At 74.4% G+C, this 16,008-nt stretch carries 13 protein-coding genes and 1 pseudogene; 10 read left to right on the forward strand and 4 right to left on the reverse strand.

Annotated elements, in window-relative coordinates; translation table 11 throughout:
* Positions 1-15 precede the first annotated feature (15 nt).
* The 7 genes and pseudogenes from AB0O09_RS12290 (at position 16) to AB0O09_RS12320 (ending at position 7,935) form a co-directional block, all read left to right on the forward strand.
* Positions 16-1,029 (forward strand): LacI family DNA-binding transcriptional regulator, encoded by a 1,014-nt coding sequence (locus AB0O09_RS12290; RefSeq protein WP_363541528.1) that lies wholly within the window; start codon positions 16-18, stop codon positions 1,027-1,029.
* A 186-nt stretch (positions 1,030-1,215) separates the two neighbouring features.
* Complete coding sequence (locus AB0O09_RS12295; protein WP_363541529.1) at positions 1,216-2,274, forward strand: aldose epimerase family protein; 1,059 nt, start codon at positions 1,216-1,218, stop codon at positions 2,272-2,274.
* Positions 2,275-2,282: 8 nt separating this feature from the next.
* Positions 2,283-3,000 (forward strand): annotated as a pseudogene (locus tag AB0O09_RS12300) (AbfB domain-containing protein); the annotation flags it as partial.
* A 310-nt stretch (positions 3,001-3,310) separates the two neighbouring features.
* A complete protein-coding gene (locus tag AB0O09_RS12305; RefSeq protein ID WP_363541531.1) occupies positions 3,311-3,910 on the forward strand; it encodes a superoxide dismutase in 600 nt (199 codons plus the stop codon).
* 188 nt (positions 3,911-4,098) lie between these two features.
* Complete coding sequence (locus tag AB0O09_RS12310) at positions 4,099-6,654, forward strand: sensor histidine kinase KdpD (RefSeq protein WP_363541532.1); 2,556 nt, start codon at positions 4,099-4,101, stop codon at positions 6,652-6,654.
* 66 nt (positions 6,655-6,720) lie between these two features.
* A complete protein-coding gene (locus tag AB0O09_RS12315) occupies positions 6,721-7,404 on the forward strand; it encodes a response regulator (RefSeq protein ID WP_363541533.1) in 684 nt (227 codons plus the stop codon).
* Positions 7,405-7,734: 330 nt separating this feature from the next.
* Positions 7,735-7,935, forward strand: coding sequence for a hypothetical protein (locus AB0O09_RS12320; protein ID WP_363541534.1), 201 nt, complete (start codon positions 7,735-7,737; stop codon positions 7,933-7,935).
* Between the two features lie 11 nt (positions 7,936-7,946).
* Here the strand turns inward: AB0O09_RS12320 and AB0O09_RS12325 are convergent, their stop codons facing one another.
* Together AB0O09_RS12325 and AB0O09_RS12330 are read right to left on the reverse strand one after the other, a co-directional pair.
* On the reverse strand, positions 7,947-8,306 hold the full coding sequence (locus AB0O09_RS12325) for a cupin domain-containing protein (RefSeq protein ID WP_363541621.1): 360 nt from the start codon (positions 8,304-8,306) through the stop codon (positions 7,947-7,949).
* A 44-nt stretch (positions 8,307-8,350) separates the two neighbouring features.
* The gene (locus AB0O09_RS12330) at positions 8,351-9,349 is read right to left on the reverse strand and encodes a TetR/AcrR family transcriptional regulator C-terminal domain-containing protein (protein ID WP_363541536.1); all 999 of its coding nucleotides are present in this window, start codon (positions 9,347-9,349) and stop codon (positions 8,351-8,353) included.
* Between the two features lie 180 nt (positions 9,350-9,529).
* Between AB0O09_RS12330 and AB0O09_RS12335 the strand changes: the two genes are divergently transcribed.
* Together AB0O09_RS12335 and AB0O09_RS12340 are read left to right on the forward strand one after the other, a co-directional pair.
* Positions 9,530-10,738, forward strand: a complete 1,209-nt coding sequence (locus tag AB0O09_RS12335; protein ID WP_363541537.1) for an FAD-dependent monooxygenase — start codon at positions 9,530-9,532, stop codon at positions 10,736-10,738.
* 105 nt (positions 10,739-10,843) lie between these two features.
* Positions 10,844-11,851 carry a YdcF family protein gene (locus AB0O09_RS12340; protein ID WP_363541538.1) on the forward strand — a complete coding sequence of 336 codons (1,008 nt, stop codon included), beginning with the start codon at positions 10,844-10,846 and terminating at the stop codon, positions 11,849-11,851.
* Positions 11,852-11,912: 61 nt separating this feature from the next.
* Here the strand turns inward: AB0O09_RS12340 and AB0O09_RS12345 are convergent, their stop codons facing one another.
* On the reverse strand, positions 11,913-12,356 hold the full coding sequence (locus tag AB0O09_RS12345) for a nitroreductase family deazaflavin-dependent oxidoreductase (protein ID WP_363541539.1): 444 nt from the start codon (positions 12,354-12,356) through the stop codon (positions 11,913-11,915).
* A gap of 213 nt (positions 12,357-12,569) precedes the next feature.
* Here AB0O09_RS12345 and AB0O09_RS12350 point away from each other — a divergent pair, with 213 nt between their 5' ends.
* Entirely contained in the window at positions 12,570-13,358 is a 789-nt protein-coding gene (locus tag AB0O09_RS12350; RefSeq protein ID WP_363541541.1) for a polysaccharide deacetylase family protein, read from the forward strand.
* Between the two features lie 186 nt (positions 13,359-13,544).
* On the opposite strand, the gene AB0O09_RS12355 is transcribed toward AB0O09_RS12350, so the two are convergent.
* Positions 13,545-15,947, reverse strand: a complete 2,403-nt coding sequence (locus AB0O09_RS12355; protein ID WP_363541542.1) for an excinuclease ABC subunit UvrA — start codon at positions 15,945-15,947, stop codon at positions 13,545-13,547.
* Positions 15,948-16,008 lie beyond the last annotated feature (61 nt).

The raw sequence follows: 16,008 nt of genomic DNA on the forward strand, positions 1-16,008 counted from the left end.
CCGAGAGGGAACACCGTGGTCAGTCTGAAGGACGTCGCACAGCGCGCCGGAGTGTCGATCAAGACAGTCTCCAACGTGGTGAACGGCTACCAGCACGTCACCCCGGCGATGCGCGAACGCGTCCAGCGCGCCATCGACGAGCTGGGCTACCGGCCCAACCTGACGGCGCGCCACCTGCGCAAGGGCCGCACCGGCATCATCGCGCTGGCCGTCCCCGAGCTCGGCAACCCGTACTTCGCCGAGCTCGCCGGGGCGGTGATCGACGCCGCGGCCCGGCACGACTACACCGTCCTGCTCGACCACACCGGCGGCCGGCGCGACCAGGAGCTGCTCGTCTGCCAGGGCTTCCGGGCGCACGTCATGGACGGGCTCATCCTCAGCCCCATCGAGCTGGAGCCCGAGGACCTGCTCGCCCGCACCGACACCTCCCCGCTCGTGCTGCTCGGCGAGCGGGAGTACGACGCGCCGTACGACCACATCGCGATCGACAACGTCGCCGCGGCGAGACTCGCCGTCCGCCACCTCGTCGACACCGGCCGCCGCCGGATCGCCTTCCTCGGCGCCCGCGAGGAGAGCGCCAGGCGCCCCGCCCACCTGCGCCTGCGCGGCTGGCGGGAGGAGCTCGACGCGGCCGGACTGCCGGCCGGCGACGACCTGGTCGTCGCCACCGAGGCGTACGGGCGGGAGGACGGCGCCCGGGCGATGGCCGCCCTGCTCGACCGCGGCCCCCGCCCGGACGCCGTGTTCGCCTACAACGACACCATGGCGGTCGGCGCGCTGCGCACCCTCGCCGACCGCGGGCTGCGGGTGCCCGAGGACGTCGCCGTCGTCGGCTTCGACGACATCGACGAGAGCCGGTTCGCCCACACCCCGCTCACCACCATCGCCCCCGACAAGGAGGCGATCGCCCGGCTCGCCGTCGACTGCCTGGTCGACCGGCTGGCCGGCACCGCCGCGACCGAACCACGCCGCGCCCGCCCCGGCCACCGCCTGGTCGTGCGCGACTCCACCGTCGGGCGGACCCGCTAGGAGCTGTCTTCAAAGGGTGCTCGGGTGGTCGCTTCAGGGGGCGGGGGAATCGCGCAGTCCGGGAGTGGGTGTCGTGCAGAATCGGCCGACCCCTGGTTCATCCGGTGGCCCGCACCCGAATCGCGCGGTTCCCCCCGCCCCTGGGACGCCTGCCCTCATCCGTCCATCAGTTGCAGGAGCGAGGCAATGTCACCCACCGTCCGGCAGGACGCGTACGGCACCACCCCCGACGGCAGGGCGGTGCACGCCTGGACGCTGGAGGCCACCGGCGGCCTGCGGGCCACCGTCCTCACCCTCGGCGCCTCGCTGGCCGCACTGACCGCCCCCGCCCCGCGCGCGTCGCCGGGCCCGGTGGTGCTCGGCCTGCCCTCGTTGAGCGTCCGGACCGGGGACCACCCGTACCTCGGCCCGGTGGTCGGCCGGTACGCCAACCGCATCGCGCACGGCCGCTTCACCCTGGACGGGACGGAGCACCGCGTCCCGGTGAACGACCGCGGCCACGCCCTGCACGGCGGGCCGGACGGCTTCCACCGCCGCGTCTGGCGGGCCGAGCCGACCGCCGACGGCACCGGGGTCGAGCTGAGCCTGCACAGCCCGCACGGCGACATGGGCTTCCCCGGCGCGCTCGACCTCACCGCCACCTACCGGCTGGCCGGCCCGGGCACGCTGGCGGTCGACTACCGGGCCGTCACCGACCGTCCGACGGTGGTCAATCCGACCAACCACGCGTACTTCAACCTGGCCGGGCACGGCACCGTCCACGACCACCTGCTGGAGGTGTCCGCCGACCACTACCTGCCGGTCACCACCGAGGGCATCCCGTACGGCCCGCCCGAACCGGTGGCGGGCACGCCCTTCGACTTCGGGCGGCCCGTCCGGCTCGGCGGGCGGATCGCCGACGGGCACCCGCAGGTCAGGGCCGCGGGCGGGCTCGACCACTGCTGGGTGCTGCGGGCCGCCGGACCGGGGGAGCTGCGGCACGCCGCGACCCTCGCCGAGCCCTCGGCCGGCCGCCGGATGGAGGTCTGGACGACCGAGCCCGGCGTGCAGGTCTACACCGGCAACAACCTCGACGGCACCCTGCCGGGCGCGGACGGCCGGCCGCTGCCGCAGCACGCCGGGATCTGCCTGGAGACCCAGCACCTGCCGGACTCGCCCAACCGCCCCGAGTACCCGAGCACGGTGCTGAGACCCGGCCGGGTCTTCCGCAGCCGCACCGAGTTCCGCTTCAGCACGAAGAATTGACTCTACGTCAGAACCGCAGCTCGCCCGCGCTGATCCAGTGGGTGGACGAGAACGAGGGCTGGGGCCGGTACGACCAGGCCCGGATCGCCGACGACGTGAAGGCCTGCGACCCGTCCCGGTTGGTCGGCGACATGAGCGGCGTCAACCGCTGCGGCTCGGTGGACGGCGGCCTGGGCCGGCGCGTCGCCGGCCACGAGCGGTTCCCCGGCGGCGGGTTCAGCTACGAGGACCAGCCGGGCACCGCGGCGCTGAACGACCGCTTCACCGGCCTGCTCGACCGGCGCCTACAAGTCGCTGCGGGTCACCACCCCGTGCTGCACCACCCGCTACCTGCGGCACCACGACGGCCTCGCCAACACCGACCCGGTCGACGCGGGCAGCAGCGCCCTGCTGAAGGCCGACGCCACCCGGAGGGTCGTCCCGGGCCTGGCCGACGGCAGCTGCCACTCCTTCGAGTCGCGCAACTACCCGGGGCAGTACCTGCGGCACCGCGACAGCCGGGTGTACCGGGAGGCCGGCAGCGGCGCGCTCTTCCAGGCCGACGCGACCTTCTGCGCCCGGCCCGGCAGCGGCGGCGTCCGGTTCACCGCCTACAACTACCCGGACCGCTACCTGCGGCACATCGACTCGCAGGTACGGATCGCCACCCACGACGGGCCGAACGCCTGGGACGGCAACACGCCGAGCTTCGTCGCCGACACCACCTGGTCCGTCGACGCGCCCTAGGCGCCCTGACCGGGGGCGCGACCGCACGGAAGCCGGCCGGCGGACCCACCCGCCCGTGGGCACCCGCCGGCCGGCGGCTGCGGGGCGTGCGCTCCCGGGTGCACGTCGTGGCGCGGGGTCGGCCGCGTCCCGGCGGGCGCCGGTTGGGAAGACGATCGTCGGTCAGGAAGGACGCACGGCGCCCCGGACGGCCGACCGGCCGACCTCGCACTCAACATGCTGAAGCATGAGATTCGCTCTTGCAAGTTATTCGCAATAGTGTGGCCCCGGCACGATCACCACCGTCCGTCGAAAGGGGCCGTGTCCCGCCATGGGCACCTACTCGCTTCCCGACCTGCCGTACGACTACTCCGCCCTCGAGCGCGCGATGTCCGCCGAGATCCTGGAGCTGCACCACTCCAAGCACCACGCCGCCTACGTCAAGGGCGCCAACGACACCCTCGAACAGCTCGCCGAGGCGCGCGACAAGGAGCAGTACGGCGGCCTCGTCGGCCTGCAGAAGACGCTCGCCTTCCACCTCTCCGGCCACGTCCTGCACTCGCTGTTCTGGCAGAACCTCTCCCCGGAGGGCGGCGACCGCCCCGACGGCGCCCTCGGCGACGCGATCGCCGAGCACTTCGGCTCCTTCGAGGCCCTCCGCAAGCAGCTGACCACCGCCACCGTCGGCGTCCAGGGCAGCGGCTGGGGCATCCTCTCCTGGGAGCCGCTCGGCCGGCGCCTGATCGTCGAGCAGGTCTACGACCATCACGGCAACGTCGGCCAGGGCACCACCCCGCTGCTCGCCTTCGACGCCTGGGAGCACGCCTACTACCTGCAGTACCGCAACGTCCGCCCCGACTACGTCGAGCGGCTGTGGGAGGTCGTGAACTGGCAGGACGTCGCCGCCCGGTTCGCCGCCGCGCAGGGCTGACCCGCGGCGCGGGGGGGGCACTCGTGACGCGTACGGCGGCATGCCGCCGTACGCGTCAAGAAAACGCCAGGATCTACCCGGCGAACCGGACAAACCGGGTGCTGCGCCCACCGGTGGACCTAGGCTCGGAGGCGCGAAAAGGCGTCCGGACCAACGGCGGGCGCCGCGGTGGAACGAGAATGGTGCACATGGCGCGCGGCAGGCTTCGGATCTACCTCGGGGCGGCCCCCGGGGTCGGGAAGACGTACGCCATGCTCGGCGAGGCCCATCGCAGGGCCGCCCGCGGCACCGACGTCGTCGTCGCCCTCGTCGAGGACCACGGCCGCGCCCGCACCGCCGAACTCGCCACCGGCCTGGAGACCGTCCCCCGCCGCACCGTCGAACACCGCGGCGCCCGCTTCACCGAGATGGACCTCGACGCGGTGCTCGCCCGCCGCCCCGAGGTCGCCCTGGTCGACGAACTCGCCCACACCAACGTCCCCGGCAGCCGCAACGCCAAGCGCTGGGAGGACGTCGAGGCACTCCTCGCCGCCGGCATCGACGTCGTCTCCACCGTCAACATCCAGCACCTCGAATCCCTCGGCGACGTCGTCGAGGGCATCACCGGCGTCCGCCAGCGCGAGACCGTGCCCGACGAGACCGTCCGCCGCGCCGACCAGATCGAACTGGTCGACATGTCCCCCGAAGCGCTCCGGCGCCGCCTCGCCCACGGCAACGTCTACCCGCCCGACCGCGTCGACGCCGCCCTCTCGCACTACTTCCGCCCCGGCAACCTCACCGCCCTGCGCGAACTCGCCCTGCTCTGGACGGCCGACCGGGTCGACGAGTACCTCCAGCGCTACCGCACCGAACAGGGCATCGCCGCCACCTGGCCCGCCCGCGAACGCATCGTCGTCGGTCTCACCGGCGGCCCCGAGGGCGGCACCCTGATCCGCCGCGCCGCCCGGATCGCCGCCCGCGGCTCCGGCAGCGAACTGCTCGCCGTGCACATCGTCCGCCCCGAAGGCCCCGCCGCCCCCGCCGCCCCCGGCGAACTCGCCGCCCAGCGCCGCCTCGTGGAGGAACTCGGCGGCAGCTACCACGCCGTGCTCGCCGAGGACGTCCCCGCCGGCCTGCTCGACTTCGCCCGCGGCGTCAACGCCACCCAGGTCGTCGTCGGCACCAGCCGCCGCCGCGCCTGGCGCTCCCTGCTCTACCCCGGCGTCGGCGCCACCGTCATCCGCGAGTCCGGCGACGTCGACGTGCACGTCGTCACCCACGAACACGCCGCCCGCGGCCGACCCGGTCTGCCCGGCCGACTCCCCGTCAAACTCGGCCGGCTGCGCACCGTCGCGGGCTGGCTGCTCGGCTGCCTCGGCCCCGTCCTGCTCACCCTGCTGCTGCTCGCCCTCGGCCCCGGCGTCGGCCTGCCCACCGCCGTCCTGCTCTTCCTCACCCTCACCGTCGGCGCCGCCCTGGCCGGCGGCGTCTTCCCGGCGATCGCCTCCGCCCTGGTCGGCTCGGCGCTGCTGAACTACTACTTCGCCCCGCCCACCCACACCTTCACCATCACCGACCGGGCCAACATCCTCGCCCTCGGCGTCTTCGTCGGCGTCGGCATCGCCGTCGCCTCGGTGGTCGACCTCGCCGCCCGCCGCTCCCAGCAGGCCGCCCGCAGCCGGGCCGAGGCCGAGACCCTCGCCTTCCTCGCCGGCAGCGCGCTGCGCGGCCAGGACGGACCCGAGGACCTGCTCGAACGCGTCCGGGAGACCTTCCAGATGGAGTCCGTCGCCCTGCTGGAACGCCCCGGCGACCGCGGCTCCTGGCAGACCCGCGCCGCCGTCGGCCACCGCCCGGCCGCCCGTCCCGAGGACGCCACCGTCGACGTCCCCGTCGGCGACCGGCTCGCCCTCGTCCTCACCGGCCGGGTGCTGCCCGCCGGCGACCGCCGGATGCTCGGCGCCTTCGCCGCCCAGGCCGTCGCCGTCCTCGAACGGCAACGGCTCGCCGAGGAGGCCGCCGAGGCCCGCCGGCTCGCCGACAACAACCGGATCCGCACCGCGCTGCTCGCCGCCGTCTCGCACGACCTGCGCACCCCGCTCGCCGGCATCAAGGCCGCCGTCACCTCACTGCGCTCCGAGGACGTCGCCTGGAGCCCCGAGGACGAGGCCGAACTGCTCGCCGGCATCGAGGAGGGCGCCGACCGGCTCAACCAGCTGATCAACAACCTGCTCGACATGAGCCGGCTGCAGACCGGCAGCGTCACCCCGCTGCAGCGCGACGTCGACCTCGACGAGGTCGTCCCGCTCGCCCTCGCCGGAGTGCCCGCCGGCGCCGTCCGGCTCGACGTCGCGGAGGACCTGCCGCTGGTGCGCGCCGACTCCGGGCTGCTGGAACGGGTCGTCGCCAACCTGGTCGAGAACGCCGTCAAGTACAGCCCGCCCGACCTGCCCGTCACCGTCCGGGCCGACGCCCTCCGGCTGCCCGGTGGCGACCGCGTCGAACTGCGCGTCGCCGACCGCGGCCCCGGCGTCCCCGAAGAGGCCCGGGAACGGATCTTCGCGCCCTTCCAGCGGCACGGCGACGCCCCGCGCGGCAACGGCGTCGGACTCGGCCTCGCCGTCGCCCGCGGCTTCGCCGAAGCCATGGGCGGCAGCATCACCGCCGAGGACACCCCCGGCGGCGGACTCACCATGGTGGTCTCGCTGGCCGCCGCCGCCCGCACCGCCCGCGAACCCCGCGAACCCACCCCCAGCACCTCCTGAACCACCCGTGCCCCGGCCACCGCCGGGGCACAGCACAGCCAACCGCAGAAAGGCGGCGCACACCCCATGACCCGGGTCCTCGTGGTGGACGACGAACCCCAGCTCGTCCGCGCCCTGGTGATCAACCTCAAGGCACGGAAGTACGAGGTGGACGCCGCCCACGACGGCGCCTCCGCCCTCGCCGCGGCCGCCGCCAGGCCCCCGGACGTCGTCGTCCTCGACCTCGGCCTGCCCGACATGGACGGCACCGAGGTGATCCGCGGCCTGCGCGGCTGGACCCGCGTCCCGATCATCGTCCTCTCCGCCCGGCATGCCTCCGACGAGAAGGTCGAGGCGCTCGACGCCGGAGCCGACGACTACGTCACCAAGCCCTTCGGCATGGACGAGTTCCTGGCCCGGCTGCGGGCCGCCGTCCGCCGCGCCGAACCGGTGACCGCCGGCGGCACCGAGGCCGTGCTCACCACCGGGTCCTTCACCGTCGACCTCGCCGCCAAGAAGGTCCACCGCGGCGGCACCGACGTCCGCCTGACGCCCACCGAGTGGCACCTGCTGGAGGTGCTCGCGCGCAACGCCGGCCGCCTCGTCAGCCAGAAGCAACTGCTGCAGGAGGTGTGGGGGCCGGCCTACCGCACCGAGACCAACTACCTGCGGGTCTACATGGCCCAACTCCGCCGCAAACTCGAGGACGACCCCTCCAACCCCCGCCACTTCGTCACCGAACCCGGCATGGGCTACCGCTTCGAGCCGTGAAGCCCCCAGGGGCAGCGGACCAGCGGCACCGCCACCAGGGGCGCGGGGGCGCCTCCCGGCCGAAGGCCGGGTGAGAACTGCGCAGTCCGGATGCGGTGCACGCAGCGATCGGGCCCGGGCAGACCAGGGGCGCGGGGAACTGCGCAGTCCGGGGGCGGGTTTCCGGACAGGTTCAGGCTCGGCCCGAGTCCATCGTTGAGCCGCATCCGGGTCGCGCAGCTCCCTGCACCCCTGATCCGCCTTCCGTCCGGTGGGTCTTCACAGCATCTGCGCGGACTCCCGGGGGAATCCCGTTGCCCGGGAGGGGGCCGATGGGACAGGCTGCCGCTCGTGACCGATGATCGCCGCCCGCTGGGCCTGCCCGTCTTCTCCGCCCCGCACACCGACGCGCCGGGCGTCCCCGACCGGCGGCCGCTGCCGCCGATCGACCGTGCCCTCTTCCTGCCCCCGCCCGGCCAGGAGGCCCCGACCGCCGCGGACCGCCGCCCCCTCGCCGCCGGCGGCCTCACCTTCTCCGAGCCGAGCGCCTGATCCCCCCGCCCTCACCCCGCCGCAGGCCCACCCGCCGCCGGGGCGAGGGGCCGCACCGACGGCCCTTCCAGCGCAAGGGCGGTGAGCCCGGTCGTGCTGCCGGAGCCGTGTTCCTCGCCGGTGGCCCAGTGCACGGCGTCCCCGGCGGAGACGGGCACCCGGGTGCCGTCCGGGCCGGCGACCCAGCCCTCGCCGGCGACGACCAGGAACAGTTGCTCCACCGGTGCCGGATGGGCGCCGAGGACGCCGCCGGGTGCGATCGTCAGGCAGGTCAGCCGTACCGCCCCCTCGCCCGACGCGACGCCGGTGGCTGCGGTGCCCGTGCTGCCGAACCGGTCGACGACCGTCTCCGCGCGGTCGAACCGGAACATCTCCACGACGGCCTCCTGAGCGTCCGACAGCGAACGGGCCGATGCTACGCGGTGGCCGGGCCGGGGCGCGGGCCGTCGATCAGGGCGGCGATGCCGTCGAGGAGGCGTTGCAGGCCGAACTCGAAGAGGCGGTCGAGGTCGAAGTCGTAGCCGTCGGTGACGTGTCGTTGCAGGAGGGGGAAGCGGCCGGTGTCCATCAGGGCCAGCAGGGCCGGTTCCTGGGTGGCCATCCACTCGTCGGCGTCGAGGCCGCTGTCGGCCATGGCGGTGCTCTCCGACTCGACGTTGACGGCGGTGCCGCGGACGTAGTTGAACAGCGTGAGGTGGGTGGTGAAGACCGTCCACGGGTCGAGGCCGCGGCCGTCGAGGGCGCCGAGCACCCATTCGGTGAACGGCATGGCGGAGGGGACGATCTGGGGCCGCGTCATGGAGAGCGCGGGTGCGAGCCAGGGGTGGCGGCGGCAGGTGTCCCAGAGCATCCGGGCGGCGAGGGCGAGCGGTTCGCGCCAGCCGTCGGGCCGTTCGTCGGGGAAGCCGAACTCGGCGAGGGCGGTGTCGAGCATCCGCAGCAGCAGGTCGTCCTTGTCGGCCACGTGCCGGTAGAGCGACATGGTGGCGACGCCGAGTTCGGCGGCGACGCGCCGCATGGAGAGTGCGGCGAGGCCCTCCGCGTCGGCGACCGCCGTTGCGGCGGCCACGATCCGGTCCGCCGTCAGGGCGGCGTCCCGGCTGCCGCGGGGGTCGGTGGCGGCGGTGCGGGGAGCCTTCACGGGGGCCGGGAGAGGGGCCGCCGGGGGAGGACCGGCCGGGGACGGTGCCTGCGGCGCGGCCACGACGGTGCCGATGCCCGGGACGGCGCGGACCAGCCCCGTGCGGCGGAGTTCGGTGAGCGCCTTGGTCGCGGTCGCCATGGCGACGCCCCACTGCCGGGTGATCTCCCGGGTGGAGGGAACCCGGTCGCCCGGGGCCAGTTCGCCCCGTTCGATCCTGGCCCGCAGCTCGTCGACGATCCTGCGGTACCGCGATCCGTCGGTCCGGTCCATGCCGTCCCCTCCGCACTAGTGCACCTTGCTCTGCCGGTCAGCCTAGCCACACCTGCGCCCGGACCGCCCGAGGGCAGTGCACCACCCATCAGGAGCACTAGTGCACCCGAGGTAAACGCCCTGCTGGGAAGGCGATTTCTGGCTTGCGCGGTGCGATGCGTACAGCGTACATTCGACGGCATGGGGAACACAGACATCCTGATCTCCGGCGGCGGCATCGCCGGTCCGGCCCTCGCCCACTGGCTGCACGCGGCCGGCTTCACGGTGACCGTCGTGGAGCGCGCACCCGCGCCGCGCCCGGGCGGCCAGACCGTCGACCTCCGCGGCGCCGGACGCACCGTCATCTCGCGGATGGGCCTGATGGAGCGGGCCCGCGAACTGAGCCTCGACCAGAAGGGCATCGCCACCGTCGACGCGGCGGGCCGGATCACCTCCCGGCTGCCCGCCGACGCCTTCGGCGGCGAGGGCATCGTCTCCGAGATCGAGATCCTCCGCGGTGACCTCGCCGGCCTGCTGTACGAGGACACCGCGCCCTACACCGAGTACCTCTTCGACGACACCGTCACCGCGCTCGCCCAGGACGCCGACGGCGTCACCGTCGACTTCGAACGGGCCGGGACGCGGCGCTACGCCGCCGTCATCGGCGCCGACGGCATGCACTCGGTGGTCCGCGGCCTGGCCTTCGGCCCGGAGTCGCAGTGCGTGCGGCCGCTCGACCTCTACCTCGCCTGGTTCACCGCCGAGACCGAGCTCGACCTGGACGGCTGGTACCTGATGCACAACGCGCCGGGCGGCCTGGTCGCCTCGGTGCGCCCCGGCCGCCTGCCCGGCGAGGTCAAGGCGGGCTTCGGCTTCCGTTCGGGACCGCTGGAGTTCGACCGCCGGGACACCGCCGCCCAGCAGGAGCTCGTGGCACGGCGGTTCGCCGGCGTCGGCTGGGAGACGCCGAGGCTGCTGGACGCGATGCGCCGCTCCACCGACTTCCACCTGGACTCGCTCGGCCAGGTCCACCTGGACACCTGGTCCCGCGGCCGGGTCGCGCTGCTCGGCGACGCGGGCCACTGCCCCTCGCCGCTCACCGGCCTCGGCACCAGCCTCGCCCTGGTCGGCGCCTACGTCCTGGCCGGCGAGGCGGCCGCCGCCGGCGGCGACCTCGCCGCCGCGTTCCGGCGCTACGACCGGGTGATGCGGCCGTACGTCACCAAGGCCCAGGAGCTGCCGCCCGGCGGCGCCGGCGGATTCGCCCCGAACAGTGCGCTGGCGATCCGGCTGCGCACGATGTCGATGCGGTCGATGAACCGCTGGCCGATGCGGCAGCTGCTGGCCGCCCAGTTCGCCAAGGCCGGCGACATCGCCCTGCCCGAGTACGGCCTCCCGGCCGCCCGCTAGGACGTGTCTTCGAAGGGCGCCGGGAGATGCCCCACGCGCCCCTGAAGCGGCCCCTCCTGGGCCCGGCCGTGCCGCCGTTCGGGTGCGGGCGCCTACCATCGCGGCATGGTCGCCTTCCTGCTCGCCGCTGTTCTGCTGGTCCTCTTCGTGATCGGCGCCGCGCGGGACCTGCGGCGGCTGAGCAACGCGGTGCTGCTCGGGCTGGCCGTGGCGGCCGCGGCCGCCGGTCTGCTGGGCGAGCTGGACCGGCTGCCGCCGGGCACGGCCCGCGCCGTCGCCGACGCACTGCCGGTCGCCGCCCTGCTCGCCGCGCTGGCCGTGGCCGTGCTGCTGGTCGGCAACGGGGTGCTGATGGTGCGCCGGGCGGGCGGCAGCCCCGTCCACCTGCTGCCGCTGCTCGCCGGGTCGGCCGGGCTGGTGCTGATCGGGGTGCTGTGGACGGCGGCCCGGGTCGACTCCCGGCCGCTGCACGCGGCCGCCGCGGCCGCCCTGCTGGTCGCCGGCTACCTGGCGTTCCTGCTGCTGTGCTGCCTCGGGTACTCGGCGCTGTACGGCCGGATCCCGCCGCCCCGGCAGGTCGACTTCGTGGTGGCGCTGGGCGCCGGACTGGACGACGACGACCGGGTGTCGCCGCTGCTCGCCGCCCGGCTCGACCGCGCCCTCGGCCTCCGCGCCGAGCAGGAGCGCAACGGGCCGCCGGCGCCCGTCCTGGTGGTCTCCGGTGGCAAGGGCACCGACGAGCAGCTCAGCGAGGCCGAGGCGATGGCCCGGTACGCCGCCGACCGGGGCGTGCCCGCCGCCGCGGTGCTGCGGGAGGACCGCTCCCGCAACACCGCGGAGAACCTGCGGTTCAGCGACCGGCTGATGCGCGACCACCGGCCCGACTACCGGTGCACCGTGGTCACCAGCAACTTCCACGTGCTGCGCACCGCCGTCGAGGCCCGGCGGGCCGGCGTGTCCGGGCAGGTGGTCGGCGCGCCGACGGCCGGAGTGCTCTGGCCCGGCGCCGTCCTGCGGGAGTTCGGCGCGCTGCTGCTCTGCTACCCGCGGACGAACGCGGGCGCGGTGCTGCTGCTCGTCGTCCTCGGCGCCACCGCCGGCTGGCGGCCCTGACGTCCGTCCCCGCCGCGCGCCGACCGGTCGGCGACACCTGACCCGGTCAGCCGCCGAGCGGTCAGCCATGGCCGACGGGCTCCAGCAGGAAGACCGGGATCTCCCGCTCCGTCCGCTTCTGGTACGCCGCGTAGTCGGGGAAGGCCGCCACCGCGCGCTCCCACCACTCGGCCTTCTCCGCGCCGCCGAGCTCACGGGCGGACATCTCCTGCCGGACGGGCCCGTCCTGCAGCTCGACCAGCGGGTTCGCCACCACGTTGTGGTACCAGACCGGGTGGCGGGGTGACCCGCCCATCGAGGCGACGACCGCGTACCTGCCGTCGTGCTCGACCCGCATCAGCGGGGTCTTGCGGATCTTGCCGCTGCGTGCGCCGAGCGTGGTGAGGAGGACCACCGGCATGCCCCGCAGGGTGGTGCCCCGCGTGCCGCCCGAGCTCTCGTACAGCTCCACCTGGTCCCGCACCCACTGCTCCGGACTCGGCTCGTACTCGCCCTCCAGAGGCATGCCCGCCATCCCGTCTGCCGTCGCACCCGGGCGCCGTCGGACGCCGCCCGGCCGGGGAGCGCCTCCCCGCACAGCCTCCGGCCTATCACCCGCCGCACGGCGAGTCACGCCCCGCCCACCCGCCGAGCGTGTCGCACCCCACCGGCGGACGGCCCGCCCGCCGCGCAGGCGTGTCGGGCGCCGGGCGTCCCGGAACGACCGGATACTGCGCTGATGACGCACCCTCAGCAGCCGCTCCGGCGGCGGACGTTCCTCGCCGCGGGCGCCGCCCTCGTCCTCCCGCTCGGCAGCCCGGCGGACTTCCGGCGTCCCGCCGGTCCCGCCGGTCCCGGCCCGGACCGGCCCCGGCCGCTCCCGGCCCGCCGCGGACTGGCCGACCTCTTCGGCGAGGAGATCCGGCGGATCCCCACCGACGACCCGGTGGTGGCCCTCACCTTCAACGCCGCCTGGAACGACGACGGCATCGACGCCGTCCTCGACGAGCTGCGCGGCCGCGGCGTCCCCGCCACCTTCTTCCTGACCGGGCAGTTCGCGGAGGCCAACCCGGAGGCGGCCGCAGCCCTCGCCGCCGAGCACGGCGTCGCCAGCCACTCCTACGACCACCCCGAACTCTCCGACCTCGACGCGGCCGGCCTGCGCGAGCAGGTGGAGCGCGCCGCCGAGGCGATCCGCGGGGCCACCGGCACCGACCCGCTGCCCTTCTACCGCTTCCCCTACAGCGAGACCAGCCCGTCCGCGATCGCCCAGGTCAACGCGCTCGGCTACGCCGACATCGAGTTCACCGACGACACCCTCGGCTACCTCGGCGAGGGTGGCGGCGTGAGCGTCCAGGACGCGGTGGACCGCGCCGTCCGGGCGATCCGGCCCGGCACGATCCTCCAGATGCACCTCGGCTCCACCGAGACCTCGGGGCCGAACGTCGACTCCCGCGCCCTGCCCGCCGTCGTCGACGCCGTGGAGTCCCGCGGCTACACCGTCATCGACCTGGCCTCGCTCGTCTGACGCACCGTCGATCCGCACCGGCGGCGCGGGATCCGGCAGGTTGCCCGCCGTGGGCGGCCGGGCCGGGCAGGGTGGACGACCCGCCGGGCCTCGCCGACCCGGTCGGCCCGCCCGCCGGCTGAGCGCGGCGGGTCGGGTCGGCCGGGGTCGGTGAGGGCCGGTCGGGCCGGGCACGGTCGGGGGTGGTCAGGCGCCCACGTACGCGGCGAGGTGCTCGCCGGTGAGGGTCGAGCGGGCGGCGACCAGGTCGGCCGGCGTGCCCTCGAAGACGATCCGGCCACCGTCGTGGCCGGCCCCCGGGCCGAGGTCGATGATCCAGTCGGCGTGCGCCATCACCGCCTGGTGGTGCTCGATGACGACGACGGACTTGCCGGACTCGACCAGCCGGTCGAGCAGCCCGAGCAGCTGCTCCACGTCGGCGAGGTGCAGACCGGTGGTCGGCTCGTCGAGGACGTAGACGCCGCCCTTCTCCGCCATGTGGGTGGCCAGCTTCAACCGCTGCCGCTCGCCGCCCGACAGCGTGGTCAGCGGTTGGCCGATGGCGAGGTAGCCGAGGCCGACGTCGGCGAGCCGCTGGAGGATCCGGTGCGCGGCCGGGGTGCGCGCCTCACCCGCGCCGAAGAACTCCTCGGCCTCGGTCACCGGCATCGCCAGCACCTCGCTGATGTCCCGGCCGCCGAGCCGGTACTCCAGCACCGAGGCGTCGAACCGCCGGCCCTCGCAGTCCTCGCAGGTGCTGGACACGCCGGCCATCATCGCCAGGTCCGTGTAGACGACCCCGGCGCCGTTGCAGGTCGGGCAGGCGCCCTCGGAGTTGGCGCTGAACAGCGCCGGCTTCACGCCGTTCGCCTGGGCGAAGGCCTTGCGGATCGGGTCGAGCAGCCCGGTGTACGTCGCCGGGTTGCTCCGCCGGGAGCCGCGGATCGGCGTCTGGTCGACCGCGATCACCCCGTCCGCCCCGGGAGTCCGCCCCGAGAACAGGGACCCGCGGACCAGCGAGCTCTTGCCCGAACCCGCCACACCGGTGATCACCGTCAGCACCCCGAGCGGCACGTCCACGTCGACGTCGCGCAGGTTGTGCGTCGACGCGCCGCGGATCTCCAGCCGGCCGCTGGGCGTCCGGAAGTCCTTCTTGAGCGCGGCCCGGTCGTCGAAGTGCCGGCCGGTGACGGTGCCGCTGGCCCGCAGGCCGTCCAGGGTGCCCTCGAAGCAGACGCTGCCGCCCGCCGTGCCGGCGCCCGGGCCGAGGTCCACGACGTGGTCGGCGATCGCGATCGTCTCCGGCTTGTGCTCGACGACGAGCACCGTGTTGCCCTTGTCCCGCAGCCGCAGCAGCAGCTCGTTCATCCGCTGGATGTCGTGCGGGTGCAGGCCCGCGGTGGGCTCGTCGAAGACGTAGGTGACGTCGGTCAGCGCCGAGCCGAGGTGGCGGATCATCTTGACCCGCTGCGCCTCGCCGCCGGACAGCGTGCCGGCCGCCCGGTCGAGCGAGAGATAGCCGAGCCCGATCTCCACGAAGGAGTCGAGGGTCCGCTGCAGCGAGGCCAGCAGCGGCGCCACCGAGGGCTCGGCGAGGTCGCGGACCCACTCGGCGAGGTCGCGGATCTCCATCGCGCAGGCGTCGGCGATGCTGATCCGCCCGATCTTCGACGCCCGGGCGCCCTCGCTCAGCCGGGAGCCCCCGCACTCGGGACAGGTCGTGAAGGTGACCGCGCGGTCCACGAACTCCCGGACGTGCGGCTGCATCCCCTCCCGGTCCTTGGCGAGCATCGACTTCTGGATCCGCGGGATCAGGCCCTCGTAGGTCATGTTGATCCCGGCGATCTTCATCCTGACCGGCTCGTGGTGCAGGAAGTCGTGCAGCTCCTTCGCCGTGTAGTCGCGGATCGGCTTCTCGGGGTCGTAGAAGCCCGACTCGCTGTACAGCCGGTGGTTCCAGCCGCCGGCCTTGTAGCCGGGCACGGTGATCGCGCCCCCGGCGAGCGACTTGGCCTCGTCGTACAGCTCCGCGTGGTCGATGTCGGTGACCGAGCCGCGGCCCTCGCAGCCCGGACACATGCCGCCGGTGCGGTTGAAGGTCGCCTTCACCGTCTTCCGGTCGCCGCGCTCGACGGTGATCGCCCCGCTCGCGCGGACGGACGGCACGTTGAAGGCGTACGCGCTGGGCGGGCCGATGTGCGGCTCGCCCAGCCGGCTGAACAGGATCCGCAGCATCGCGTTGGCGTCGGTGGCGGTGCCGACCGTGGAACGGGGGTCGGCGCCCATCCGCTGCTGGTCGACGGTGATCACGGTGGTCAGCCCCTCGAGGACGTCGACCTCGGGCCGCGCCAGCGTCGGCATGAAACCCTGCACGAAGGCGCTGTAGGTCTCGTTGATCAGCCGCTGCGACTCGGCCGCGATGGTGTCGAACACCAGCGAGCTCTTGCCCGAGCCGGAGACGCCCGTGAACACCGTCAGCCGGCGCTTCGGGATCTCGATGCTGACGTCCTTGAGGTTGTTCTCGCGCGCGCCGTGCACGCGGATCACGTGGTGGCTGTCGGCACCGTGCATGGTGGGCTGCTGCCCGTCCGTCCCCGTGGCCCTGCTCATCGTCTCTCCGTCCGTCCGTCCGTCGGGCGGGCCGCGTCCGCGGTCACCGCCGGCCTTGCCC

Origin of the sequence: Kitasatospora sp. NPDC093679 (assembly GCF_040683455.1) — a bacterium.
GTDB lineage: Bacteria > Actinomycetota > Actinomycetes > Streptomycetales > Streptomycetaceae > Kitasatospora > Kitasatospora arboriphila.

What these genes read in the sequence shown, in the direction of transcription:
- AB0O09_RS12295 (WP_363541529.1), top strand. Translation starts at nt 1,216, where the DNA reads ATGTCACCCACCGTCCGGCAGGACGCGTACGGCACCACCCCCGACGGC.
- AB0O09_RS12305 (WP_363541531.1), top strand. Translation starts at nt 3,311, where the DNA reads ATGGGCACCTACTCGCTTCCCGACCTGCCGTACGACTACTCCGCCCTC.
- AB0O09_RS12310 (WP_363541532.1), top strand. Translation starts at nt 4,099, where the DNA reads ATGGCGCGCGGCAGGCTTCGGATCTACCTCGGGGCGGCCCCCGGGGTC.
- AB0O09_RS12315 (WP_363541533.1), top strand. Translation starts at nt 6,721, where the DNA reads ATGACCCGGGTCCTCGTGGTGGACGACGAACCCCAGCTCGTCCGCGCC.
- AB0O09_RS12325 (WP_363541621.1), bottom strand. Translation starts at nt 8,306, where the DNA reads ATGTTCCGGTTCGACCGCGCGGAGACGGTCGTCGACCGGTTCGGCAGC.
- AB0O09_RS12330 (WP_363541536.1), bottom strand. Translation starts at nt 9,349, where the DNA reads ATGGACCGGACCGACGGATCGCGGTACCGCAGGATCGTCGACGAGCTG.
- AB0O09_RS12335 (WP_363541537.1), top strand. Translation starts at nt 9,530, where the DNA reads ATGGGGAACACAGACATCCTGATCTCCGGCGGCGGCATCGCCGGTCCG.
- AB0O09_RS12340 (WP_363541538.1), top strand. Translation starts at nt 10,844, where the DNA reads ATGGTCGCCTTCCTGCTCGCCGCTGTTCTGCTGGTCCTCTTCGTGATC.
- AB0O09_RS12345 (WP_363541539.1), bottom strand. Translation starts at nt 12,356, where the DNA reads ATGCCTCTGGAGGGCGAGTACGAGCCGAGTCCGGAGCAGTGGGTGCGG.
- AB0O09_RS12350 (WP_363541541.1), top strand. Translation starts at nt 12,570, where the DNA reads ATGACGCACCCTCAGCAGCCGCTCCGGCGGCGGACGTTCCTCGCCGCG.
- AB0O09_RS12355 (WP_363541542.1), bottom strand. Translation starts at nt 15,947, where the DNA reads ATGAGCAGGGCCACGGGGACGGACGGGCAGCAGCCCACCATGCACGGT.